Origin of the sequence: Lactobacillus corticis (genome assembly GCF_018327645.1) — a bacterium.
Classification (GTDB): Bacteria; Bacillota; Bacilli; order Lactobacillales; family Lactobacillaceae; genus Lactobacillus; species Lactobacillus corticis.
Genome location: NZ_BMAY01000004.1, coordinates 77569 through 102165, shown reverse-complemented (window position 1 = coordinate 102165; position 24597 = coordinate 77569). Strand labels below are relative to the sequence as shown.

22 protein-coding genes are annotated in these 24597 nt (G+C 44.6%); 19 read left to right on the top strand and 3 right to left on the bottom strand.

The features are described 5' to 3' along the window. Positions 1-138: 138 nt before the first annotated feature. Both KI210_RS03670 and KI210_RS03665 read left to right on the top strand, forming a co-directional pair. Positions 139-381, top strand: coding sequence for a hypothetical protein (locus KI210_RS03670; RefSeq protein ID WP_212780541.1), 243 nt, complete (start codon positions 139-141; stop codon positions 379-381). 273 nt (positions 382-654) lie between these two features. Continuing rightward, positions 655-1890 (top strand): RNA-guided endonuclease TnpB family protein, encoded by a 1236-nt coding sequence (locus tag KI210_RS03665; protein ID WP_212780540.1) that lies wholly within the window; start codon positions 655-657, stop codon positions 1888-1890. Positions 1891-2069: 179 nt separating this feature from the next. Here KI210_RS03665 and KI210_RS03660 read toward each other — a convergent pair whose 3' ends face one another. Beyond that, positions 2070-2900: a MurR/RpiR family transcriptional regulator gene (locus tag KI210_RS03660; RefSeq protein WP_212780539.1), complete on the bottom strand. Its 831-nt coding sequence runs from the start codon at positions 2898-2900 to the stop codon at positions 2070-2072. Between the two features lie 178 nt (positions 2901-3078). Between KI210_RS03660 and KI210_RS03655 the strand changes: the two genes are divergently transcribed. The 3 genes from KI210_RS03655 to KI210_RS03645 all read left to right on the top strand — a co-directional run bounded on the left by KI210_RS03655 (position 3079) and on the right by KI210_RS03645 (position 6534). Beyond that, a complete protein-coding gene (locus KI210_RS03655) occupies positions 3079-3720 on the top strand; it encodes a ribose-5-phosphate isomerase A (protein ID WP_212780538.1) in 642 nt (213 codons plus the stop codon). Beyond that, positions 3713-4693 (top strand): Gfo/Idh/MocA family protein, encoded by a 981-nt coding sequence (locus tag KI210_RS03650; RefSeq protein WP_212780537.1) that lies wholly within the window; start codon positions 3713-3715, stop codon positions 4691-4693. Before KI210_RS03655 ends, KI210_RS03650 begins: the two co-directional genes overlap by 8 nt. 308 nt (positions 4694-5001) lie before the next feature. Then, entirely contained in the window at positions 5002-6534 is a 1533-nt protein-coding gene (locus KI210_RS03645; RefSeq protein WP_212780536.1) for an L-lactate permease, read from the top strand. A gap of 15 nt (positions 6535-6549) precedes the next feature. On the opposite strand, the gene KI210_RS03640 is transcribed toward KI210_RS03645, so the two are convergent. Beyond that, positions 6550-7377, bottom strand: coding sequence for a Cof-type HAD-IIB family hydrolase (locus KI210_RS03640; protein WP_212780535.1), 828 nt, complete (start codon positions 7375-7377; stop codon positions 6550-6552). A 120-nt stretch (positions 7378-7497) separates the two neighbouring features. Between KI210_RS03640 and KI210_RS03635 the strand changes: the two genes are divergently transcribed. From KI210_RS03635 to alr, 6 genes are all read left to right on the top strand, one after another. After that, positions 7498-9105, top strand: coding sequence for a glycoside hydrolase family 13 protein (locus KI210_RS03635; RefSeq protein WP_212780534.1), 1608 nt, complete (start codon positions 7498-7500; stop codon positions 9103-9105). 82 nt (positions 9106-9187) lie between these two features. Beyond that, positions 9188-9439 (top strand): type B 50S ribosomal protein L31, encoded by a 252-nt coding sequence (locus KI210_RS03630; RefSeq protein WP_212780533.1) that lies wholly within the window; start codon positions 9188-9190, stop codon positions 9437-9439. A 127-nt stretch (positions 9440-9566) separates the two neighbouring features. Then, positions 9567-10934, top strand: coding sequence for a UDP-N-acetylmuramoyl-tripeptide--D-alanyl-D-alanine ligase (locus tag KI210_RS03625; RefSeq protein ID WP_212780532.1), 1368 nt, complete (start codon positions 9567-9569; stop codon positions 10932-10934). An 8-nt stretch (positions 10935-10942) separates the two neighbouring features. After that, positions 10943-12415 (top strand): degradosome RNA helicase CshA, encoded by a 1473-nt coding sequence (gene cshA / locus KI210_RS03620; RefSeq protein ID WP_212780531.1) that lies wholly within the window; start codon positions 10943-10945, stop codon positions 12413-12415. A gap of 76 nt (positions 12416-12491) precedes the next feature. After that, entirely contained in the window at positions 12492-12851 is a 360-nt protein-coding gene (gene acpS, locus KI210_RS03615) for a holo-ACP synthase (protein ID WP_212780530.1), read from the top strand. Beyond that, on the top strand, positions 12851-13984 hold the full coding sequence (alr, locus tag KI210_RS03610) for an alanine racemase (RefSeq protein ID WP_212780529.1): 1134 nt from the start codon (positions 12851-12853) through the stop codon (positions 13982-13984). Before acpS ends, alr begins: the two co-directional genes overlap by 1 nt. 60 nt (positions 13985-14044) lie before the next feature. Here the strand turns inward: alr and cbpA are convergent, their stop codons facing one another. Beyond that, the gene (gene cbpA, locus KI210_RS03605) at positions 14045-14752 is read right to left on the bottom strand and encodes a cyclic di-AMP binding protein CbpA (protein ID WP_212780528.1); all 708 of its coding nucleotides are present in this window, start codon (positions 14750-14752) and stop codon (positions 14045-14047) included. Positions 14753-14956: 204 nt separating this feature from the next. On the opposite strand from cbpA, the gene pth reads away from it, so the two are divergent. The 8 genes from pth to hslO all read left to right on the top strand — a co-directional run bounded on the left by pth (position 14957) and on the right by hslO (position 24527). Then, positions 14957-15514 (top strand): aminoacyl-tRNA hydrolase, encoded by a 558-nt coding sequence (gene pth, locus KI210_RS03600; protein WP_212780527.1) that lies wholly within the window; start codon positions 14957-14959, stop codon positions 15512-15514. A gap of 21 nt (positions 15515-15535) precedes the next feature. Beyond that, entirely contained in the window at positions 15536-19027 is a 3492-nt protein-coding gene (mfd, locus tag KI210_RS03595) for a transcription-repair coupling factor (RefSeq protein WP_212780526.1), read from the top strand. 4 nt (positions 19028-19031) lie between these two features. Continuing rightward, on the top strand, positions 19032-19274 hold the full coding sequence (locus KI210_RS03590; protein ID WP_212780525.1) for an RNA-binding S4 domain-containing protein: 243 nt from the start codon (positions 19032-19034) through the stop codon (positions 19272-19274). A gap of 67 nt (positions 19275-19341) precedes the next feature. Beyond that, positions 19342-19710, top strand: coding sequence for an FtsB family cell division protein (locus KI210_RS03585; RefSeq protein ID WP_212780524.1), 369 nt, complete (start codon positions 19342-19344; stop codon positions 19708-19710). Next, positions 19710-20078 (top strand): S1 RNA-binding domain-containing protein, encoded by a 369-nt coding sequence (locus KI210_RS03580; RefSeq protein ID WP_212780523.1) that lies wholly within the window; start codon positions 19710-19712, stop codon positions 20076-20078. Before KI210_RS03585 ends, KI210_RS03580 begins: the two co-directional genes overlap by 1 nt. A gap of 24 nt (positions 20079-20102) precedes the next feature. Continuing rightward, positions 20103-21353 carry a tRNA lysidine(34) synthetase TilS gene (tilS, locus tag KI210_RS03575; protein ID WP_212780522.1) on the top strand — a complete coding sequence of 417 codons (1251 nt, stop codon included), beginning with the start codon at positions 20103-20105 and terminating at the stop codon, positions 21351-21353. Positions 21354-21427: 74 nt separating this feature from the next. After that, complete coding sequence (gene ftsH, locus KI210_RS03570; RefSeq protein ID WP_212780521.1) at positions 21428-23590, top strand: ATP-dependent zinc metalloprotease FtsH; 2163 nt, start codon at positions 21428-21430, stop codon at positions 23588-23590. Between the two features lie 46 nt (positions 23591-23636). Continuing rightward, the gene (gene hslO / locus KI210_RS03565; protein WP_212780520.1) at positions 23637-24527 is read left to right on the top strand and encodes an Hsp33 family molecular chaperone HslO; all 891 of its coding nucleotides are present in this window, start codon (positions 23637-23639) and stop codon (positions 24525-24527) included. Positions 24528-24597: the final 70 nt, after the last annotated feature.

Here is a 24597-nt window from a genome sequence, read left to right as displayed (position 1 = left end):
CTTTTTAAAAATCATTTTTTCTTTGAAGAAGCTTCACATTTTTACTTAGTTATCGTCACAAAATCATCACACTCTCTGAGTACTATATAATCAATCACTCGAAGGAATGAACTTCTTGATAGAAAGGGCATAGACCTGATGAAGCGCAAAATTGGTTATATTGTCCTCTGCTTAGCTGGCATTCTCCTACTAGCTGCAGGGGCAATCACACTAAACAATAAAATCGGTTTTGCTGGCAACAAGTCAACTAGCCACACACCAAAGTTGACTGAGCGCAAAGTTAATAGCTTAGCGATCAAAGAACAGCCATCAGGTTCACCCCGGAAAGCCAAGACCTCCAATACACACACAAACACACAAACACACTTGGTTATCAATTAATTCCTTCGGATGAGCAAAATTTTTTCTTCTTCATTAATATCTTCCCTAAACCTCCTTCCCAGGGAGGTTTTTTTATGCTTAAATTTTCTGATCGGAAATTAGGTCTTCATTGATAATTGTTAGGCTTTCCTCCCGTTACTTTAGTGACGGGAGGAAAGCCCCACTCAAGCACCGTAAGGCGCTTTCTTTTTTGCCTAATTCTCCTTTGTGTAATATTTTCACATTAAATTACGGTATACTTATGTTGTGAAGAAAGTGAGGTGAACCTATATTATGGAGCAAACAGTTACAATTAAATGCAAGATTAAACTGGATAATCAATCCGCTGAGTTAGCTCTTGCAAAGTCTATGGAACAGTATCGACAAGCTTGCAATGAAGTCTCAAGATATATGTTTAACCACAGCTTTGAAATGAACCAAACTAAACTAAATAAGGCCCTTTACCATACAATACGCTCTGAATATGGATTGAAAGCTCAGATGGCTCAATCTGCTATTCGCAATGTGGTTGCCCGTTACCGTACAGTCAAAACTCAACTTAGTCAAAAGCCTTATCGCTACAATACTGGTGAAAAGGATCAGTATGGCAATGATATTTGGCATTCCGCTAAACGTGATTTAACTTGGCTTTGGCATCCAATCAGCTTTAAGCGTCCGCAATTAGACTTACAGCGCAATCGTGATTGGTCTTATAAGAAAAATGGCAACTTATCGCTCAACACGGTCAAGGGTCGGATTGAGGTTAAACCTGTTTGCCATGGGTTTAACCAGTATCTTGATGGAAGTTGGAAATTAGGAATTGCCAAAGTGCTTAATATCGGTGGTAAGTGGTATTTGCACATTAGTGCAATCAAAGAATTGCCAGATTATATTAAAGAGCAATCCCAACACGTAGTTGGTATTGACCGAGGGTTGCGTTTCTTAGCAACAACCTATGATGAACAAGGTCAAACTCATTTTTTTAATGGGCAAGCTATTGTTCGTAAGCGTCGAAAATTTATGAAACTTCGTCAGCAATTACAGAGTAAAGGAACTAAGTCAGCTAAACGCCGTCTTAAGAAGATTGGTCAACGAGAGAACCGCTGGATGACTGATATTAATCATCAATTGTCTAAGACACTCGTTAATCGCTATGGTTCTAACACTCTCTTTACACTGGAAAACTTAGTCAATGTCCGCTTCGCTACCGAACATGTTGTTAAAACTAAACGCTATGAGCAAGTCTCTTGGGCTTTTTATCAGTTAGGTCAATTTTTAACCTATAAAGCTCACTTGCACGGTAGTGAAGTCGTACAAGTTTCTCCTAAATATACTAGCCAACGTTGCCCTAAATGCGGTCGTATCTGGAAGCAAAATCGTAACCATCAAAAGCACCTATACACTTGTGATCGTTGTGGTTATTCTTCCAATGATGATCGTATTGGCGCCATGAATATCCAATTACTTGGCACCCAATACATTAGCGGCAACCGTCAGCCTAGCTTTAAGACATTAACAACTAACGAGTAAATCTTGTTAGTTAAACGGGTGTGGTCAACCACCCGATGATGTAGCCACATAAGAAGAAGCACATCAGTGCGTTACTACTTCTGAACCGTTAGGTTCGTGAGCTACAAGCCACTGACTTTAGTCAGTGGTAGTTGATTATATCTTCCCTAAACCTCCTTCCCAGGGAGGTTTTTTTATGCTTAAATTTTCTGATCGGAAATTAGGTCTTCATGCTGCTTAATATGGTCTAGCCGTTGCGGCTCTTGTGCTAGCAGCAGTAAAAAGAGGGCCTCGATTGCAGTCATGGCCGCTACGCGTGAAAAGTAGTATTCTGATTGGAAAATTTGTTGGCGGACAGCAGTTTGTAAATGCAAGTCGGCCTTTAAAGCAATGGGCGAATCGATCCGATTGGTGATGGCAATAACAGGCATGCCAACTTTGCGGGCTGCTTTTATTTCTTGCAAAAGGCTGACTGCTTCACCTGAATTTGAAATCACGATTAACAAGTCATCAGCCGTCATATTGAGCAGTTGGCCGGTTGACATGTCCCAGCCGTCCCCGGCAATGGATAAAATTCCCGCCTGGTTAAACTTGTAAGCTGCATCTCGAGCAACGGGGAAGGTATCGCCTTCGGCACAGAAGATAACGATTCGGGCAGATTTGATCATGGTCAAAATCTGCTTGACCTTTTCACTCCCAAAATCAGCCAAGGTATTTTCAACTTCGGCTCGTTTGTTGGCAGCAATGGTTTGCAGATTTTGCTGAATGTCGTCGCTCATCTTTAGTTGGGGCTGGCTGTGAGCTTGAGCCAAGAGAATTTTTAACTGGTGAAAGCCCGATAGACCCAAATTTTTACAAAAGCGGGAAACTGAGGCGTCGCTAACTTGACTGGCTTTTGCCAATTCCGAAATGGTGGCATTAACCGCTTGACTTGGTTCATTAAGGATGGTGTGGGCAATTTTTTTATCAGTGTCACTCATCACCTGCAAGTGACTGGTAATTAGTTCAATGATGTTTGTTTGTTCTGTCATTTTTTGAAAATTATTTTTATCGCTGATATTTTTTGAAAATTATTTTTAATTCAGTCTAACATTAAGAGCCATAAGGGTTCAAGCTAAGTAAAATGCTTTTCACCATATTGACAATTCAGAAAATAAATTTCATAATAACGATGTAAGTTGAAAATAAGTTTTAGCAAGCAGGTGAATTATGAACACAGTAAGTCGTTTGGCCTTGGCCAAAATCAAGCCAGGGATGACGATCAGTCTGGGCGGCGGGTCCAATGTGGCTAACTTGGCCCAGGCTTTAGCCGAAAACATGGTCGCTGGGATCAAAATTGTCAGTCCAAGCGAAGCTACGCGCACTTTGTGCCATAAGTTGCAGCTCCCGTTTGTCGACTGGGATGGGACTAGCAGCATTGATCTGGCCTTTGATGGCTGCGATAGTGTCGATCTGGCTTTTCACGCTTTGAAGAGCATGGGCGGCATTCATTTCTTTGAAAAAAGCTATGCTGATTGCAGCCGGCAATATATTTTGTTAACCAAGGCCGAGCGCGTTCAGCCGAAACTAAATCCAGACTTCCCGCTGGTGTTGGAAGCAGCTGATTTGGCAGTGGCTAATGTGGTTAAGCAGGCTGAAAAATTGGGTTTGAGGACTTCAATCAGATCCAATAAAACTAAACTGGGAAATTCGCTCTTGGATTTATTTGCTGACAGTTGGGATCAAATTGCAGACTGGAACAAAGAGTTGCTGCAGTTAAACGGCGTGGTCAGCTCCAGTTATTTTGACCAACAAGTGACTGGAATTATTACTGAAAATGGTGAAATTGCGAAAGAGGTAAATCATGACTAAATATAATTGGGGAATCATTGGTACTGGTTGGATTGCACATGAAATGGCCGACGCTTTAAATGCAGTGAACGGTGAAATTTATGCTGCCGCCAACCCTAGTGAGGCAGATTTAGCGAAATTTGCGCAAGAAAAGGGGGTTAAGCACACTTATACTGATCCTGAAGCAATGATAAATGACCCCCAGGTCGATGTTATTTACATTGCTACTCCGCACACATTCCACTATCAATACATCAAGGATGCCCTAAATGCCGGCAAGCACGTATTGTGTGAAAAAGCCATCACCGTCAATGCGGCCCAATTTGATGAAGTGGCAAGTTTGGCTAAGGCCAAGAACTTGATCTTGATGGAAGGCTTTACCCTTTACCACATGCCGATTTATCAAAAGGTGCAAGACTTGATCAAGTCAGGCAAGCTGGGCGACATTCACATGGTGCAAGTCAACTTCGGCAGTTTAAAGGATTTTGATCCTAAGAACCGCTTCTTCAGCAAAGACTTGGCTGGTGGTGCCTTGCTGGATATCGGCGGCTATGCTACCGCTTTTGCGCGCATGTTCTTGTCTGAAACGCCAAACACGGTGTTGACCAGTGTCAAGTTCTTTGAAACTGGCGTTGATGAACAAAGCGGCATTATTTTGAAGACGCCGCATGAGCAAATGGCCGTGATGGCGCTGTCGCTTCGTGCTAAGCAGCCAAAGCGGGGCGTAGTTTCTGGAACTAAGGGCTATGTCGAAATCAATACCTATCCGCGCGCAACTGAAGCAGACGTCACTTACACCCTTGATGCGCATACGGAAAAGCATGAACACCTGTCAGCTGGTAAGAGCGAAGAAGCTTTGCAATATGAAATTAGCGACTTCCAAAAGGCAATTGATGAAGGCCATGACCATGGCGAATTGGCAGTATCACGGGATGTGGCTCACATTTTAAATAGCGTTCGGACTAATTGGGGGATGAAGTACCCATTTGAATAAACGCAATTAAACTAAAAGCTTTATCTACAAAAGGCAACGGTTAGACAACTAAACCGCTGCTTTTATTTTTTTATAAAAAATTTTTTCCATTTTTTAGCCAAAATAGTGCAAAATTCAGCAAGTGGTCTATTAGTGATAACTTAAGCTTTTAAAAGCTGCTAAAAGCAATTGAAGTTAAACGCTTGTGAAATAACAAACACTAGCTATTGCCGTAAGATCAACGTTTTCCAAAACTTTCCACTATCTTTTTAAAGCGCTTTCAAGTATAGTTGAATTGTTCAGAACTTTGGAAAGGGAAGTGAGAAAAAATGTGGCTCAACTTTGTTATTGCACTGATACCAATAGCCTGGCTGATCATTGCGCTGGGTGTCATTAAAATGCCCGCAACTAGAGCAACGGTAATTGGTCTGGTTTTAACCGGCATTCTTGCCATCCTCTTCTTCAAGCAAACTCTGCTTGATACGATCAGCGGGGCAGCCGAAGGAATTTTAATGGGTTTGTTCCCGATCATTTACGTAATTGTGGCAGCCTTGTTTACTTATAACCTAACCTCAAAATCTGGTGGGTTAAAAGTTATTCAGGATTTGCTAAGTTCAATTACGACTGATCGCCGAATTTTAGTACTGATTATCGCCTGGGGCTTTGGCGGCTTTTTGGAAGCAATTGCCGGCTTTGGGACGGCAGTGGCAATTCCGGCGGGGATCTTGATTGCGTTTGGCGTCAATCCCATTGCTGCTTCAGTCATCTGTCTAATTGCCAATACTACGCCGACGGCCTTTGGGGCAATCGGCTTGCCGGTAATTACCTTAGCTCAAGTTACCAAATTGGCCGTTATCCCGCTGTCAACAGTGGTGACTTATGAATTGCTGCCGCTAATTGTGATTATTCCTTTCATCTTAGTCGGAATTGTCGGTGGCGGCTTCAAAGCCCTTAAGGGCGTTTTCTGGATAACCTTAATGTCAGGTTTGGCTTTTGCCCTGCCACAAGTGGTGGTCGCCCGCTTTATTGGAGCGGAATTGCCGGCGATTGTGGGTTCGATTTGTTCAATTGCAGTTACAGTGATTATGGCTAAGCTGCGTAAAAAGGATGCTGCGGAATCCCAAACTGATATTCCGCACCACTCGGCTAGTGAAGTCTTGCGGGCAGCTTCTCCGTTTATTTTAGTATTTATCTTAGTAATTTTAGTTTCGCCGTTAGTTAAGCCGTTGAAGACGGCTTTAGATGGCTTCAAGGTTTCCTTCCCGGTTTATACGGGTAAAGGAGCCAGCAACTTTAGCTTCAGCTATTTATCGTCGCCAGGAACCTTGATTATTGTGGCTACGATTTTGGGTGGCTTGATTCAAAAGATGCGTTTAGGAGAAATTTTTGGCATCCTAGGAACCACTATTAAAGGTTTAGGGAAGACCACGATAACGGTGTGTTCAATTGTGGCCTTAGCTAAAATTATGGGCTACTCCGGCATGACCAATGCCTTGGCCGTCGCTTTTGTAAAAATGATGGGGCCGGTTTATCCATTAATTGCACCTTTAATTGGTGCAATTGGAACTTTTGTCACGGGGTCCGACACTTCTGCCAACGTCTTATTCGGCAACCTGCAACTATCAGCTGCTAAAGGCTTAGGCGATAGCGTTAACTGGATTGTTGGCACCAACATGGTCGGGGCTACCGCCGGTAAAATGATTTCACCGCAGTCAATTGCTGTGGCCACGGCCGCGATTGGGCAAGAAGGCAAAGAGGGAGAAATCCTGAAAGCGGTCATGAAGTGGTTTATTTTCTACTTAGTGATTATTTGCGTTTACTTATATCTAGTTGGCATTATGACCGGACAAATAAAACTCTGAAACAAAAAGGACGCTTTAAGCGTCCTTTTTGCCATCTAAATAAGCTTCTAGCGTCTTAAAGACGCCATTGTCGTTATTGCTTGGAGCAATAAATTTGGCCGTTTGCTTGACGATTTCCTGCCCATTTTCCATGGCGTAAGAAATTCCGGCAGCCCGCAGCATTTCCAGGTCATTATTGCCATCGCCAAAAGCGATTAAATCTGGCAAACCGGCATCGAATTGCTGCAATAGCTGTGCTAAGGCCGCCGCTTTATTTACGCCTTGGCGGGTAATGTCAATATCTTCCCAACCACTGGTCGTTGCATGAATTTGATATGAAGTGGTTGCGTTAAACTCTTTTTCAAGCTGCTGACGAATCGAATTTTTGAAACTTAATGTCAGTTTGATGTAAGTATCATCGGGCAATTGCGTAAAATCGTCCAGTTCCAGCGTCCGCGGGTAGAAATAGTAGATAATTTCTTTCATTGCCGGGGGCATCTCTTTTAAGATATATGAATGCTTGACGCCGCTGACTACAATGGAACGTTTAGCTTTCGGGTACTTTAAACTGATTTGATAGATTAGGTTTAACACCACGGGGCGAGGAAATTCTTTGATAATGCTAGCTTCGCCATGGTTTACAATCATGGCACCGTTATTGGCGACAAAGTCAATGCGATCGGCAAAATCGCGAAAATCTCCCCGCAATCGTTCATAGGGTCGGCCACTGGCGATAATGAAATGAATATTTTCTTGATCCAGCCGGTCTAAAATGCGCTCGAACCATTCGTGGTCGTATTTCTTATCATCGTTGACAAAAGTGCCGTCAACATCAACAGCGACAGCTTTAAAGGGTAGTGCCATCCTTAAGTCCTTTCTGGTATCGTTAACAAATTAACCATCCCTTGTAAAACGGTTACATCATCTTGATAATATAAGAAGAGCATTGAGAAAACAAGACTTGATTTTAGATGGAGGCAACAAATGACACCTTGGTGGAAAAAAGCCGTAGTATATCAGATTTATCCTAAGTCGTTTCAAGATTCTAATGGTGACGGAATTGGTGACTTGCAAGGAATCATCAGTCGTTTAGACTACTTAGCTAAACTAGGCATTGATGCTATTTGGCTATCTCCGGTTTACCAGTCGCCGGGCGTGGACAATGGCTATGATATTAGCGACTATCGCGCCATCAACCCGCAATTTGGGACGATGGCGGATATGGATGAGTTGATTAAAGAAGCTGCTAAACGCAAAATCAAGATCGTCATGGATCTAGTGGTAAATCACACCTCTGATCAACATGAATGGTTTGTGGAAGCTCGCAAGAGCCAAGACAACCCTTATCGGGACTACTACATTTGGCGCGACCAACCAAACGACTTGAAATCTGCTTTTTCCGGTTCGGCTTGGAAGTATGATGAAGCAAGCGGCCAATATTACTTGCACTTGTTTGCGCCGCAACAGCCGGATTTGAATTGGACCAATCCCCATGTTCGCCAGGAAGTCTATGACATGATGAACTACTGGATCGACAAGGGAATTGGCGGCTTCCGCATGGATGTAATCGAACTGATTGGCAAGGATCCGGACAAGGAAATTACTGCTAATGGTCCAATGCTGCACCCTTACCTGCAGGAAATGAATCGCGCAACTTTTGGCGATAAAGATTTAATGACGGTCGGCGAAACTTGGGGCGCTACGCCGAAAATTGCCGAAGAATATTCTGATCCGGCGCGTCACGAATTATCGATGGTCTTCCAGTTTGAAAATCAAAGTTTGGACCAGCAGCCTGGTAAAAGCAAGTGGGACCTGAAGCCACTAGACCTAGGCGAATTAAAGCAGGTTTTAATTAAATGGCAGACCGAGATTGATTTTGACCATGCTTGGAACAGTCTTTTCTGGGAAAATCACGACATTCCGCGAGTAATTTCACGTTGGGGCAACGATACCAAATACCGGGTAGCAAGTGCCAAAATGTTTGCGATTGCCTTGCATTTGATGCACGGTACGCCTTACATCTTCAACGGCGAGGAGCTGGGGATGACGAATTACCCAGTTAAATCAATTGCTGAACTTAATGATGTTGAAAGCATCAATATGTACCACGAGCGTTTAGCCCAAGGCGACAAGGCTGAAGATTTAATTCATGCGATTAATGTTAAGGGTCGCGATAACGCTCGCCGGCCGATGCAATGGAACAATACGCCTAATGCCGGTTTTACTGAGGGCAAGCCATGGCTGGCAGTTAACCCTAATTACCATGAAATCAATGCAGAAGCGGCCTTGGCTGATCCCGATTCGATTTTTTACACTTATCAAAAACTGATCAAACTCCGCCATGAAAATCCAATTGTGGTTGATGGCGACTTTGAAGAAGTGCCAGCCAGCGACCAGGTTTTGGCATATTATCGAATTTTAGGCGATGAAAAGTGGTTAGTAGTTGCCAACATGGGTGAAAGCGAAGCTGCCTTTACGATGCCAGATGATTTAGGCCAAATGCTAATTCAAAATTATGAAGCAGCACCGCAAAAGGCTGGTAGAGTAGTGCTTAGACCTTATGAAGCCTTTGCCGGAATTGTCTTGCATTAAGTTGCTTTAGATGGTAGAATAGCAGAGTTAATCGATTAATCTATGACCTGAAAAATGGTTATGGCAAAGGAGACAAGAAATAATGAAACAAGGTATTCACCCAGACTATCAAAAAGTTGTCTTCATGGACTCAGCAACTGGTGCTAAGTTCTTGGCAGGCTCAACTTTAACGTCAGACGAAACTGTTGATTACGAAGGCGAAACTTACCCATTGGTACGGGTTGAAGTATCATCAGATTCTCACCCATTCTACACTGGTAAGCAAAAGTTCGCTGCAGCCGATGGTCGTATCGAACGCTTCAACAAGAAGTACGGCTTGTCATCAAAGAAGTAATCTCATCGATCTGGTGGAAAGCAGTCCCATTAGGGGCTGCTTTTTTGATGAAGGACTGAGTTTGGCATAATCCGGAAAAGAACGTATAATTGTTGCTGTATTAAATCGATTTTTAGGAGCGAAATACATGAAGATGGAACTGGCAGAAATTGCCAAAGCTTTAGGAACCGCTTGTGAAGGCGATGATCAAACTGTTATTACCTCAGTAGGTTTTGACTCACGCAAAATGACCGATGGGGGCTTATTTGTCCCTTTAACTGGTGAACGGGATGGACATGATTTTATCCAAAGCGCAATTAATAATGGTGCTAAGGCAACTTTGTGGCAGACTGGCCACCCAGGCAAACCTGAAGGCATAGCTGTTTTAGAAGTAGCTGACCCGCTCACTGCCATGCAGACCCTGGCGCACTACTATTTGCGCAAGGTCAATCCAACAGTCGTTGGCATCACCGGTTCAAACGGCAAGACAACTACCAAGGATATGGTAGCGGCAGTTTTGGCTAAACGCTTCAACGTTTACAAGACCCAGGCCAATTTTAATAATGAAATTGGGGTTCCAATGACCATCTTGGAAATGAAACCTTCGACCGAAATTATTGTTTTGGAAATGGGGATGGACCGGCCTGGTCAATTGCATCACTTATCAGAATTAACTCACCCAGATGTGGCAGTAATTACCATGATTGGTGAAGCCCACATCGAATTTTTCGGCACGCGTGATAAGATTGCGGATGCCAAGATGGAAATAACTGATTTTCTGCGCGAAGATGGCGAGTTTATTTATAATGGCGATGAACCGCTTTTGGCCCAACGGGCTAAAAAGCTCGATCAAGCTAAATCCACGTTTGGTTTTAACAAGAGCGACAGCGTTTATGCGGTCAGCTTTAGAAGCTATAAGCATCATGCCACCTTTAAAGTTAATGATTCCGATCAGCAATTTTCAATTCCGATGATTGGCAAGCACAATATTTCAAATGCCATGGCGGCGATCTCAGTTGGACGTCACTTTGGCGAAAGCGATGAGGAGATTGCGACTTCTTTGGCCAACTTTACCCCAACGGCTAACCGGATGGAATGGGAAAAAGGCGACGTTGGCGAAGATATTATGAGCGACGTTTATAACTCCAACCCGACTGCTGTTAGAGCCGTTTTAACCAGCTTTGGTCAAATTGAAGTTCCGGAAGATGGGCGTCGCATTGCAGTTTTAGGCGATATGTTGGAATTGGGAGACAAGAGCAGCGAGCTGCATGCGGGGTTAAAAGATGCCCTAGATCCCTTTGTTATTAATGAAGTCTACCTATACGGGGACGAAATGAAGAATTTGTATGAAGCCTTGAAGTCGGTCTACAAGCCAGAGCACTTGCATTATTATGACATCGACCACAAGGATCACATGGTTGACGATTTGAAGAATGACATCCGTCCAGACGATATCGTGGTATTGAAGGGGTCTCACGGGATGCACCTGGAAGAAGTCGTTGACCGACTAAGATAGGAGAAATTTTGAAGTTTACTGAACTTAATTTAAACGATGCCTTAATGAAGGCAATTAAGCGGTCGGGGTTTGAAGAAGCTACTCCGATCCAAGCCCAAACTATCCCTCTTGCTATGGCGGGCAAGGATGTTATTGGTCAAGCCCAAACTGGGACTGGTAAAACAGCAGCCTTTGGCTTGCCAATTTTGCAGCAATTGGATAAACATCATAAGGCGATCCAAGCAGTAATTATTGAACCAACTCGGGAATTGGCCATTCAAACCCAGGAAGAACTTTTCCGTTTGGGCCGGGATGAACACGCCCACGTTCAAGTTGTCTACGGCGGGGCAGACATTGGACGTCAAATTAGAAGCTTAAAGAAAACGCCAGAAGTGTTGGTGGGTACGCCAGGTCGCTTATTGGATCATCTTAAGCGCAAGACCATTGACCTAAGCCAAGTCCAGACAGTAGTTTTGGATGAAGCCGATGAAATGTTGGACATGGGCTTTATTCAAGACATTGAAAGCATTTTGAATTACGCTGTTAACCGCAAACAAACCTTGCTGTTCAGTGCTACGATGCCTAAACCAATTTTACGGATTGGCGAAAAATTCATGAACGATCCGGAAGTTGTGCAAATAAAGGCTAAGGAATTAACCGCTGACCTGATTGACCAATACTTTGTCAGGGTAAAGGAAAGCGAAAAATTCGATACAATGTGTCGCCTGATTGATGTGCAGGGACCGGATTTAGCCGTGGTCTTTGGCAGAACCAAGCGACGGGTTGACGAACTCACCCGCGGGCTGCAGGCACGGGGGTATAATGCCGCTGGAATTCACGGCGATTTGACCCAAGCTCGGCGGATGACTGTTTTGAAGCGGTTTAAGGCTGGCAAGCTTGATATTTTAGTGGCAACGGATGTGGCTGCTAGAGGTTTGGATATCTCAGGCGTAACGCACGTTTACAACTATGACATTCCGCAAGACCCTGATTCCTATGTGCACCGGATTGGTCGGACTGGCCGGGCGGGGAAGAATGGTATCTCGGTCACTTTTGTTACTCCAAATGAACTAGGTTATTTGCGGACAATTGAACGGCTGACCAAGAAAAAGATGTCGCCGCTGCGTCCACCGACAAATGATGAAGCCTTGCATGGCCAGTTGAAGCAAGCTAAGAGTCAAATCGAAGAGTTGATGCAAAGCGACTTGTCCAAGTATGGCGATGATGCCAATGAACTCTTGGAAAATTACTCGGCTTTAGACTTAGCAGCAGCTTTGTTAAAGAGCTTATCGAAGGATAATGCAGCCAAAGTTGAAATTACTCCTGAAAAGCCGCTGCCATTTAAGTCTGGTCGCTCACATCGCGGTCATGGTCGGGGTCACGGACATGGCGCTCGTCATGGTCATTTTGACAATAACCGGCGAAAAGGTCGCGGCAAGCGCAACCAAGCACGCAAGTCAGGTAGGCATGACTTTGTCATTAAGAAAAAGCATAAAGCTTAAGAATTAGTAGCGAAAGAAAACGGGCTGGCAAACCAGTCCGTTTTTTGAATTATAATTAGGCTCGGAGGTCAGAAAGATGATTAAGGGAATTGGAATCGACATTGTTGAGATTGAACGCGTTCAAAAGATTGTCAATCGCGGCGAACGTTTTGCCAAAAAGGTCCTAACTCCTAAGGAATTTGAAGTTTACCAAGATTTAAGCGATCATCGCAAGGTTGAATATTTAGGTGGCCGTTTTTCAATCAAGGAAAGCTTTTCAAAAGCAATGGGGACAGGCTTAGGAAAGCAAGTAACTTTTCAAGATGTGGAAACCCTTTGGGATGAGCTGGGCAAGCCGGTCACGACCTCAAAGGTTTTTAATGGCAAGATCCACTCTAGCATTTCTCATGACCAACATGAAATTATTACCATGGTTGTTTTGGAGGATGAAAATTAATGGTACCTGGATTACATCGTCCAGCCTACGTCCAAGTAGACTTAGGGGCAATTAAACAAAATATTGTTAACGAAATGAAGCATCTGGCACCAGGGCAGAAGTTGTTTGCGGTGGTTAAGGCGAATGCTTATGGTCATGGCAGCGTACCGGTTGCTAAAACTGCACTAGCTGCAGGGGCGAGTGGTTTTTGTGTCGCAATTTTGGATGAAGCGCTAGAATTGCGCCGGGCAAATATTGCTGCACCTATTTTGGTTTTAGGAGTAGTTCCTGCTAAAGAAGCGCCAATCGCTGCCGCCAATGGCATCTCCCTAACGGCGCCTAGTGCTGAGTGGTTGGCTGCGGCCAAGGAGCAATTAGCTCAAAAGGCTGAAACCTTTAAATTAAAGGTGCATTTAGGCGTTGACTCGGGGATGGGCCGCATAGGTGCCAATACTGATGAAGAATTTTTAGCCATGGAAAAGCTCGTGGTTGACAACAGCTGCTTCGATTTTGAAGGCGTCTTTACCCACTTTGCTTCAGCCGATAGCAGCGATGACCGCTACTTTAAAAAGCAAGCCGCGAAGTTTAAGCATATGGTAGGTTTATTGCACACGCGTCCTAAATGGATTCATTGCGATAATACGGCTGCCAGCATTTTTGACAAGGACTTGCCAAGTGATTTGGTTCGCTTTGGCATTGGGATTTATGGCTTAAACCCGTCATCGACCCCAACAACTGCCGATTTGCCAAGCAGCATCCCGCTCAAGCCGGCCTTGTCGGTGGAAAGCGAGTTGACCATGGTAAAAACGATTCACGCTGGTGATGGCGTTGGCTATGGTTCTACTTTTGTGGCTGAGCGCGATACTATTATCGGGACGGTTCCGGTAGGTTATGCCGATGGCTGGGTTCGTGGTTTCCAAGGCTTTAAGGTTAAAGTGGGCGATAAATATTGTCCAATCGTCGGCCGGGTCTGCATGGATCAATTTATGGTTGAACTGCCAGAAATGATGCCGGCAGGAACTAAGGTCGAATTAATTTCGGCTGATCCCGCTGCGCCGAACAGTATTAAAAAAGCTGCGGATCACTTAGGTACGATTCACTATGAAGTCGCTTGTTTGTTAAGTGACCGCCTGCCACGGGTCTATCGTAATTAAAGAAGTAAAAAAATATCGTATTCATTATTTAGTGAATACGGTATTTTTAATTTTATTGGCTTAGCCTTTTTCAGGGTGTTCAATCCAAACGCCAGGATTTTCATCACTCATAATGTTGTAGCCAGCTTGCAAGTCTTCGATTTCTGAAACGACATAACCTTTGGCCTGCAATTTTTCAACGACAGTCTTCATTGTTTCTTCAGTAACGCCTGCTGGCAGCGTGAACAAGGTCCGACGGACAAAATCGCCTGAAAGTTCACCGGCTGCTGCATCTAAAGTCATGGCTCCAGCCAAGTTGGTGTATTTAGAAATGATCTTAGACATTTTTACCAGGTTGCCGCGGGAGTTATCTGATAAAACCGTCAAAACGTATGAACCATTTTTGATGTTCCAAGAAGTGGACAGCATTTCTAACAAACGGTTGTGAGTCAAGATCCCATAAAACTTGTTGTCTTGGTCCAAGACGGCAATGTATGGCAAGTCTTTGATGTTGAAGAAGACCTTGAAGAACGGCGAATTAACCTTAATGGTCTTAGTAGCGTTCTTCAATAAGTAAGTTACCGGCAGACTCATATCGCCTCCTTGCGACTTGTGGCGATAGATGTGCATTTTGTAGATATTGCCACGGAAGATCGTGCCAGTGTCATCAAGAATTGGCACACACCGATATCCAGAATCTTCGAGGACTTTAAGTGCTTCTTCCAAAGTAACATGTTCGTTAACAGTGGTAAGGTAGTCTTTTTTGAGGACCAATGATTTGATGAGCATAGATAGCCTCCCCTAAACAAAGTAAATTTTCCAGTAATTATATCATAGTAATTAAAAAGATGAAATCAGCATTAAATTTCATCTTGTGGCCTAATGTATTATAACAGGACTAAACCAATTTAAAAAGTAGTAAAAGGCGCTTTTTCACCGGATATTTAGTGAATGTGGTAGAATTGTAAAGATGTAAATGAAGGAGCGGATTTTATGAAAATTATTGCAGGGCTGGGCAATCCTGGCAAAAAATATGATCGCACCAAGCACAATACGGGCTTTATGGCTTTGGAGACCTACCTTCAAGCCAACCACCTAGAGCTTAGTCAAGAAAAGTTTGAAGGGCGGTATACTAAAGAAAAGATTAACGGCGAGGATGTAATCCTGCTTGAGCCTCTCACCTTTATGAATGAATCGGGGCGCTCAATTGCGGCGGTAGCTAACTTTTTCAAAGTCGACCCCAGTGATATTTTAGTAATTCATGATGATATGGACATGCCGCTAGGAAAAATTAGAATCCGGGCTAATGGCAAGAGTGGTGGCCACAATGGCATTAAGTCGATTATTCGCGATTTAGGTACAGAAAAATTTAACCGTCTAAAGATTGGCATTCGTCACCCAGAAAAGACTTCGGTCGTCTCCTGGGTACTGACGCCATTTACCGGTGACCAACAAAAAGAAATGGATGCGGCTTTTCAAACGGCCGAGCAAGTCATTGCGGACTTCATTGCTGGCCGGGATGCCCAGTATTTAATGAATAAGTACAATTAATACTTACTACTATATTAAGAAATGCAGCTAACTGATTTTGTACAAAGCGACCAAGAATTGGCCGGCTTTTTTACCAAGATAAAGCAAGTTAAAAATTCGATGATCACTGGCGCTAGCGCCGGTGCTTTTAGTCTACTCATAAAGACGCTGGTGGCAACTTGTCAGACGCCTTTGCTCTTGCTGGCACCGGATGAAGCCCAAGCTCAACGCCGCTTTGCGGAATTAAACGAGATCATGCCCAATGGGGCAGAATATTTCCCAGTCGACAGCACAATTGCGACCCAAGGGGCAGTCAGTTCGCCCGACATGCTGTCTAGCCGCATTAGTGCGCTGAATTTTTTGCTGACGGCTAAGCCCGGAGTTGTGGTCGCTACGCCGCAAGCCTTGCAGTATCAACTATCGCAGCCTGAACTTTTTAATGGTCTGGAACGAGTTTTCAAACCAGGGGTTGAATACGATTTGACCGAATTGAATGCTTGGCTGCTGCGAGCCGGCTACCAAAAAGAAGCCATTGTTGCCCGTCCTGGCGAATTTGCCATACGGGGCGATATCGTGGATATCTATCCCTTAGACCGGGAAAACCCAGTGCGGATGGAGTTTTTTGGCGATGAAGTTGATACGGTTAAAGAGTTTGATTTAGCCAGCCAGTTAAGTCGGCACGAGCTTGCCAGCGTGACGGTTACTTCAGCCTTGGACCGGGTTTTCAGCGCTGAAGGAATTACGAGTGCAGCTCAGAAATTAGCGGCCGATATGGCCCAGGCGCCCGCTCCAGAAAAAAGCGTTCATCAGCATTTTGACTTGGCCCTAGAAACCTTGCAACATGGGGGCTTGCCTAATAATTATGCTTTTTTAGTCGATTATTTATTGACTGACAGTACCAGTCTCTTGGCTTATTTGGCCAAAGATGGCTTGATTTTGTTTGATGACTGGGCCTTGATCAAAGAACGGGTCAAAGAAGTTGATCAAAGCAACCAAGCCTTTATCGACGATGAGCTGCAAGCAGGCGGCTTGTTGCCCCAACAAAAGCTGCGTTTTGATTTTGCCAAAGTATTGGCGGCCGACCAGCACCACCGGGTCTACTACTCGTTATTTCAGCGCAGTTTAGGGCGGATCAAGCTGGGACAATTATTCCAGTGGCGGACGCGCGAGCCAGAGGAATTTTTCAGTCAAATGCCGCTATTGCAGACGGAACTGGCTTCGTGGGAAAAGCAGCAAAAGACGGTAGTGCTGCAAGCCGATAGCGAAAAAAGAGCCCGGCAGATTGAGGCAACTTTAGCTGATTTTGACCTGCACTTACCGCGAACGGCGACTAACGATTTATTGCCGCACCAGAGCCAACTAGTCGTTGGTAATTTTAGTCAGGGTTTTGACCTGCCGGCCAGTCAGTTGGTTTATTTAACTGAACGGGAATTATTTAATAAGCGACCGCAACGACAAAAACGGATTAAAAACTTAGAAAATGCCCAGCGACTAAGAAACTATACTGACTTAAAACCAGGCGACTATGTTGTGCATGTCAACCATGGAATTGGCCGCTTTGAAGGCATTAAGACCATGGAAAGCGGCGGCGTCAAACGCGATTATATTACGATTACCTATCAGCATGGGGACCAGTTGTTTGTCCCGGCTGACCAATTGCGATTGGTGCAGAAGTATGTTGCTTCCGAAGGGAAAACGCCGCATATTAACAAATTAGGCGGAAGCGAGTGGGCCAAAACCAAACGCAAGGTTCAAGCCAATGTTGATGATATCGCCGATGAATTAATTGATCTGTATGCTAAAAGGGAAGCCGAAAAAGGCTTTGCTTTTTCTCCTGATAACGACCTGCAAGAACAATTTGAAGCGGCTTTTCCTTATACTGAAACGCCTGATCAGCTCCGCTCAACCGCTGAAATCAAACATGATATGGAGCGGCCGAAACCGATGGATCGGCTATTAGTTGGCGACGTCGGCTTTGGCAAAACGGAAGTGGCGCTGCGAGCAGCTTTTAAAGCAATTCAAGATGGCAAGCAAGTGGCTTTCTTAGTGCCTACCACCATCTTGGCGCAGCAGCACTATGAAACGATTCAAGAACGGTTTAAAGATATGCCGGTCAATACGGCCATGCTGTCGCGCTTTCAGACTAACAGCGAGGCTAAAGAAATTACTGCTGGTCTAGCAAGCGGCAAAATTGACCTAGTTGTGGGGACCCACCGCATCCTTTCAAAAGACGTCAAGTTTAAAGACCTGGGTCTGCTTATCGTCGATGAAGAGCAACGCTTTGGCGTTAAGCACAAAGAGCGCCTTAAGCAGCTCAAGGCTAATATTGATGTCCTGACGTTGACGGCTACGCCGATCCCCCGCACCTTGCATATGTCGATGATTGGCGTGCGGGACTTATCGGTTATGGAGACGCCGCCGCGCAACCGTTATCCAATCCAAACCTACGTCATGGAAGAGTTGCCAAGTGTTATTCGTGAGGCCATTAATCGGGAATTGGCGCGAAATGGTCAGGTCTTTTACGTGCATAATCGGATCGGAGATATAGAAGAAGTGGTGGCTAAGATTGAAAAATTAGTGCCCCAAGCTCGCGTCGCCTATGCTCATGGCCGAATGAGCGAGAATCAATTGGAAGACATTTTATACGCCTTCCTTAACGGTGATTATGATATCTTGGTGACTACCACCATCATTGAAACGGGCATTGACATGCCAAATGTGAATACCATGATTATTGAAGATGCTGATCGCTATGGCTTAAGTCAGCTCTACCAGCTTCGGGGCCGGATTGGTCGTAGTGCCCGCTTAGCTTATGCTTATTTCCTCTACCAACCCAACAAGGTTTTGACGGAAACTGGCGAAAAACGCCTAGACGCTATTCGGGACTTTACGGAATTGGGGTCTGGTTTTAAAATTGCCATGAGTGATTTGTCAATTCGGGGTGCGGGCAACATGCTAGGTGCCCAGCAGCATGGCTTTGTCGATAGCGTCGGCTACGACCTCTACTCCCAAATGCTGGCGGATGCGATTAAGGCCCGCAAAGGCGAAAAGACGATCAAGAAGAGTTCAGCTGAATTAGATTTGGGCTTAGAGGCCTATATTCCCAAGAGTTATATTGGTGATCAAGAAGAAAAAATCGAATTTTACAAGAAGATCAAGCAGGCTGAAAACCAAGCTGAGCTTGATAAATTGGCTGATGAATTAGTTGACCGGTTTGGCGACTATCCGGAGCCGGTTGAACATTTGCTGCAAGCGTCTGGTTTGAAGCTAGCGGCTGATTTGGCTCAGGTGGCCTTAATTAAAAAGCAAGCCGGAAAAGTTAGCGTGCGGTTTACTCGAGCTGCTTCTAGCGAGTTAAGCGGACCTAATATTTTTAAAGCTTTGGAGCATGTTTCTTGGAAAGCGCGCATTAGTCAAAACCGCTCCCAGGAATTAGTGGTCCTGCTGCTGCTTCCAGAAAAACTTAATGACCGGCTATTCTTCAGCGAGATGGTTACCTTTATGCAGGGAGCAAGTGAGATTTTAACGAGGTGAAAAAATGCGTTTAGATAAATTTTTAAAAGTTTCCCGTTTAGTAAAACGACGGACAGTGGCCAAAGAAATGGCTGACAAGGGCCGCATTCAGGTAAATGGTAAGGTTGTAAAGTCGAGCTATGATGTAAAAATCGACGATATTATTGAAATTGGTTATGGTCAAAGAATTGTTAAAGCACGAGTTTTGGACCTTCGCGAAACGACCAAAAAAGCCGAAGCAATGGACCTATATGAGTTAGTCGACTAATGACTTTTTTCCTGTTTAACGCTATACTAGACTTAGATTATTTTTTGCGCTAATAGGGGAAAATCAAATGACAGGTCCACGTATTTATAATTCGGAGAGCCCAGATGTAATTCAGGCTCGGCTAGAACAAAAAGAGAAAAAACGAGCAAAGAATATCCACCGCAAGCGGCGTCGGCGTTTATTGACGGTGTTTTTGGTTCCCATTGCCTTGCTGTCTTTAGCCCTGTATCGTGAAAATCAAAGCGTTAAAGCTCTAAACAGCGAAGTTAAAACTTACAAGAGCAATCTGAAGGAGCTTAAAACTAAGCGCAGCAACTTAACTGATAAGCGCAGCGACTTGCAGGATACTGATTATGTGGCTAAGTTAATTCGCTATAAGTACTATTACTCTAAGCCAGGCGAAAAGATTTACCATATTCCAGAAACAGGAAACTAATGAAATATCAAGTTGGACAACGGGTTAACGGCATCGTGAATAATGTTACCGATTTTGGCATCTTTTTAACCTTGCCAGGACGGCAGCATGGTCTGGTACATCACCAAGATTTTGGTGAGAATTGGCTGCGTGAACGCAACCGTTATGAAGTAGGACAAGTTGTGCGGGTGGTGGTTGAGCACCGCCACCAAGGCAAGTTGAGCTTAAGCATTAAGCGGGTCAATGATCCTTCCTTGCCTGATCCTACTAATGAATTTACCGGCACCCAGCCCCAGGATTTTGCACGGGTCCTAACCGCGACCCTGCAAACTGCTCGAAAAGAAATTGCCCGTAATCAAGCGGTGTTGACAAATGACCCTTTGAAGTAAGGGCCATTTTTTATTTGGTGAATTATGACACAGAATGTATCGCTTATTCCTTTTTTTAAAAGTTATCATTTACCGCTCAAGGACCAGCCGGTTGTAGCGGCCGTTAGCGGCGGGCCTGATTCTATGGCCTTATTGGATTTGCTGGTAGAAGCAGGGGCCAGGGTGATTGCTGCGCATGTCGATCATCAGTTGCGCGCCGATAGTGCGGATGAGAGTCGCCTTTTAAAAGCTTATTGTGCTGCTCGCCAGGTCAAGTTGGTTGAGACTAGCTGGCCCAAAGACCTGCATCCAGCTACCGGAATTGAAGCAGCGGCCCGTGATTTTCGCTATGCCTTTTTGGTGAAAACGGCCAAAGAAGCAGGGGCAAATTATATCTTAACTGCCCATCATGGTGATGATTTAGCTGAAAATGAACTAATCAAGTTTATTCGCTCAGGCAAACCGCAAGAGATGAATAGTCTGCAGCGCAGCGGCCAAATCCATGGCGTGAAGCTATTGCGTCCGCTTCTTGATTTTAGCAAGGCTGAGCTATTGGCCTATGATCAGCAGCGCGGTTTGTCATATATTTTGGATCAGACTAATACTGAAGACGATACCTTAAGAAATCGTCTGCGCCATCATGTCATGCCCCAATTAAAGCGCGAAAGTCCGCAATTAATTGCTCATGCTGGCGAATTTAGCCGGGAAATGACGGCCTTGACGGCTTGGGCGATCCGCGGGATGCAGCAGATTGTGCCAGAATCTTATTTGGATAGTTTGCGGGTGAAGTCCCTCAACTTGAGTCCGACAGCAGAATTTTTGTATTGGCAATATCAAATAAAGACCTGCTTTAATGAACAAATAGGTCATTTTGGGCGCTGGCGGCTGGTTCATAAAGCGGGCTACGATTACTTGATCCCGCCAGCCGTCACGGAAGCTCGGAAAAAAATCGAGCCAAATCAACCTTTTGCTTTTGCCGGTCGGCATTTTTGCCTGAGAACGAGTAGAATAGAAAATGAAGATACAGCTTGGCAATTGCTAGGAACTTTTCAAGCTGATGGCAGCGACTTTGCAGCGGGAGTTTTGCCTGCTGGGTTAAAGTTGAACTTAAAAAATGGGCAACATGCTAAAGCTAAGAAAAAATTCGCTGATCATGGCGTACCTGGTCCAATGCGCAGTCATGCTTTGGCAATTTTTTGCGCCAACCAAGCGGTATTTGTTGAAAAGTGTTATCAAAATCAGGTCTTTTCCGAAAATAGTCCCAGCTATTGGCTGTACTATGAAAAGAATATCTAAAAGATTAGAGCCTGTAAGGCTTTTGTGTTAAAATTTAGTTCGTATCGACTAAAACACTTTCGCGGAGGTTTTTTATGAAAAATAACCGGAATCGGCTACTTTCAAACGGCCTGTTCTATATCGTGGTCTTCCTCCTGCTATTATGGGGAATCAACTGGGCTCTCGGTGGTTCTAGCAATTCAGGAGCTACTGAGAATATCAGCTATTCCCAATTTGTGAAAGATTTGCGCAAAGGGAAGATTAAGAGCTTCAATGTGCAACCGGCCAACGGAGTATACACTGTTAATGGTACTTACAAGTCGGCTGAAACTACTAAGAGCTCTAACAACGACTCTTTAAGCATTTTTGGTAATGGCAGCAAGAGCACAACTGCAACCAGATTCTCAACGACCATGCTGCAAAATGACTCCAGCGTTTCGGTAGTTCAGAATCTTGCGCGCAAATATAATGCTAAGATGACTACCAGCGGCGAGTCGCAATCTGGCAACTGGATTTCGACGATCATCATGTTGGTACCAACTTTGTTGTTCATCGTCATGCTTTGGATGATGATGAGTCAAAGCGGTGCCGGCCGTGGTGGTGGCCAAGGCGGAATTATGAATTTCGGCCGCAGCCATGTTAAGCCAGAGGACCCTAAGAAGAATAAGGTTCGCTTCTCAGACGTAGCTGGTGAAGAAGAAGAAAAACAAGAATTAGTAGAAGTTGTTGAATTCTTAAAGAATCCAAAGAAATACAGCAGATTAGGTGCGAGAATCCCATCTGGGGTCCTGCTTGAGGGGCCTCCGGGAACTGGTAAGACCTTGCTTGCTCGTGCCGTAGCTGGTGAAGCTAACGTGCCATTTTACTCAATTTCAGGTTCTGACTTTGTCGAAATGTTCGTTGGTGTTGGTGCCAGCCGGGTACGTGATCTGTTTAACAACGCTAAAAAGAACGCTCCAAGTATCATCTTTATCGATGAAATCGACGCCATTGGTCGTAGTCGTGGCAACGGCATGGGCGGTGGCAATGATGAACGGGAACAAACGCTTAACCAATTGCTGGTTGAAATGGACGGGTTCCAAGGCGACGAAGGCGTAATCGTAATTGCCGCTACTAACCGGTCTGACGTTTTGGATGCTGCCTTGATGCGGCCAGGACGGTTTGACCGAAAGGTATTGGTAGGTCGTCCGGACGTTCGCGGACGTGAAGCAATTTTACGCGTTCACGCACGCAACAAGCCTTTGGCTGCGGATGTTGACTTGAAAGAAGTTGCTCGTCAAACGCCAGGTTTTGTTGGTGCGGATTTGGCCAATGTGTTGAATGAAGCTGCTTTGGTAGCTGCTCGGCGCAATGGCAATGAAATTACCGCTGCCGATATTGACGAAGCTGAAGACCGGGTAATTGCTGGTCCAGCTAAGAAAGACCGGATTATTTCTGAAGATGAGCGTAAGCGGGTGGCCTTCCACGAAGCTGGTCACTCAATCTGTGGTTTGGTCTTAAGCGATTCACGGACCGTGCGCAAGGTAACGATTGTCCCTCGTGGTCGTGCAGGCGGTTACAACTTGATGCTGCCAAAAGATGACCAATACATTTTGACCAAGAAACAATTGTTTGAACAAATTGTTGGTTTAATGGGTGGTCGTGCCGGTGAAGAAGTTGTTGTTGGCGATCAATCAACGGGTGCTTCTAACGACTTTGAACAAGCAACTGCTTTAGCCCGCAGCATGGTTGTTAACTACGGGATGACTGATGAATTAGGGATGGTTGAATTAGAAAAAGAAGGCGACAACTCGCCATACAACCGGACCTACAGTGATCGAACTGCGGCTAAGATTGATGAAGCGGTTAAGAAGATCCTTGATGAAGGTCATGCCAAGGCCATTGAGATTGTGAAGAACAACCGAGAAACTCATCGCATTATTGCTGAAGCTTTGTTGAAGTACGAAACGCTTGATGAAAAGCAAATCATGTCGCTTTACAAGACTGGTAAGATGCCAGAAAGCGAAAATGAAGCTTACCCAAGTGAAAGCAAGGCTTCAACTTTTGAAGAAGCTAAGGCTGCCATGCAAAAGAAGGAATTGGATCGTCATGCTAAGCTTGAAGAAGCTGCTGGTACGGACGAACTTGATCCTTTGAATGCACCAAGCGAAAAAGATTTACATCACGAAGATGCGACTGCTGATTCAGAGCTGCCAGAGAAATCAGAAAATGATGCTGACAAGCAAGACCAGCAGGATCAAAAGCCGACTGATGACTAATTAAGTTGAAATAGGGCCGCAAGGCTCTATTTTTTTGAGGAAAACAATGAGCGATTATCTAGTAAAAGCAATTGATAAAACGAAAAATTTACGGTTATTAACCATTATTGCCACTGATACGGTAGCAGAAGCCCAAAAACGGCATGATCTCTGGAAAAATTCAGCTGCTGCCTTAGGCAGGACCTTAGTCGGCAGCATCCTTTTAGCCGGAGCTGAATTAACCGATCAAGAAGAATTGACGGTCCGTTTGCTGGGGGACGGTCCGGTTGGACCAGTAGTGGTAACTGCTAAGAGTGATTTAACCGTTAAAGGCTATGTTAAGAACCCGCACGTTGCTTTGCCGGCTCGCCAAGATGGCCACATTGACGTGAAAGCCGGAGTGGGCAAGGGCTGGTTAGAAGTTACCAAAGATTTGGGACTGAAGACGCCTTATACCGGCCAGGTTCCGATAGTGTCAGGAGAAATTGCTGAAGACTTTGCCTACTATTTGACTAAGTCGGAACAAATCCCTTCAGCTGTTGGGTTATCCGTGTTCATTAATCCTAATAATTCGGTGAGAGTGGCAGGCGGCTTTATGCTGCAAGCCTTGCCAGGAGCCAGTGATGAATTGTTGGATCAGACCATTGAGCGGATTAATCATTTGCCTGGCTTGTCTAGTGCCTTTATGGATGGAATGACTCCGGAAGTCTTAGCCCAAAAGATTTTAGGCGATGATTGCAAGCTCTTGTCAAATGATCCGGTAGCCTTTAAGTGTGATTGCTCAAAGGAAAAATATGCTGGCATTTTAGAGACGCTGGAGACTAGTCAATTAACCGCCATGATTAAAGAAGATCACGGTGCCGAATTGCGGTGTTCTTTCTGCGGCAATCAATATCAATATAGTGAAGCTGAATTAGCGGCGATCTTGAAGAAAAAAGAAGCTAAGAAAGAATACTAATTTTATATAAAGTCAAGCCCTAAATTTTGCCCTTTAGGGCTTTTTTGATATTATATAGATATTTGAAAGG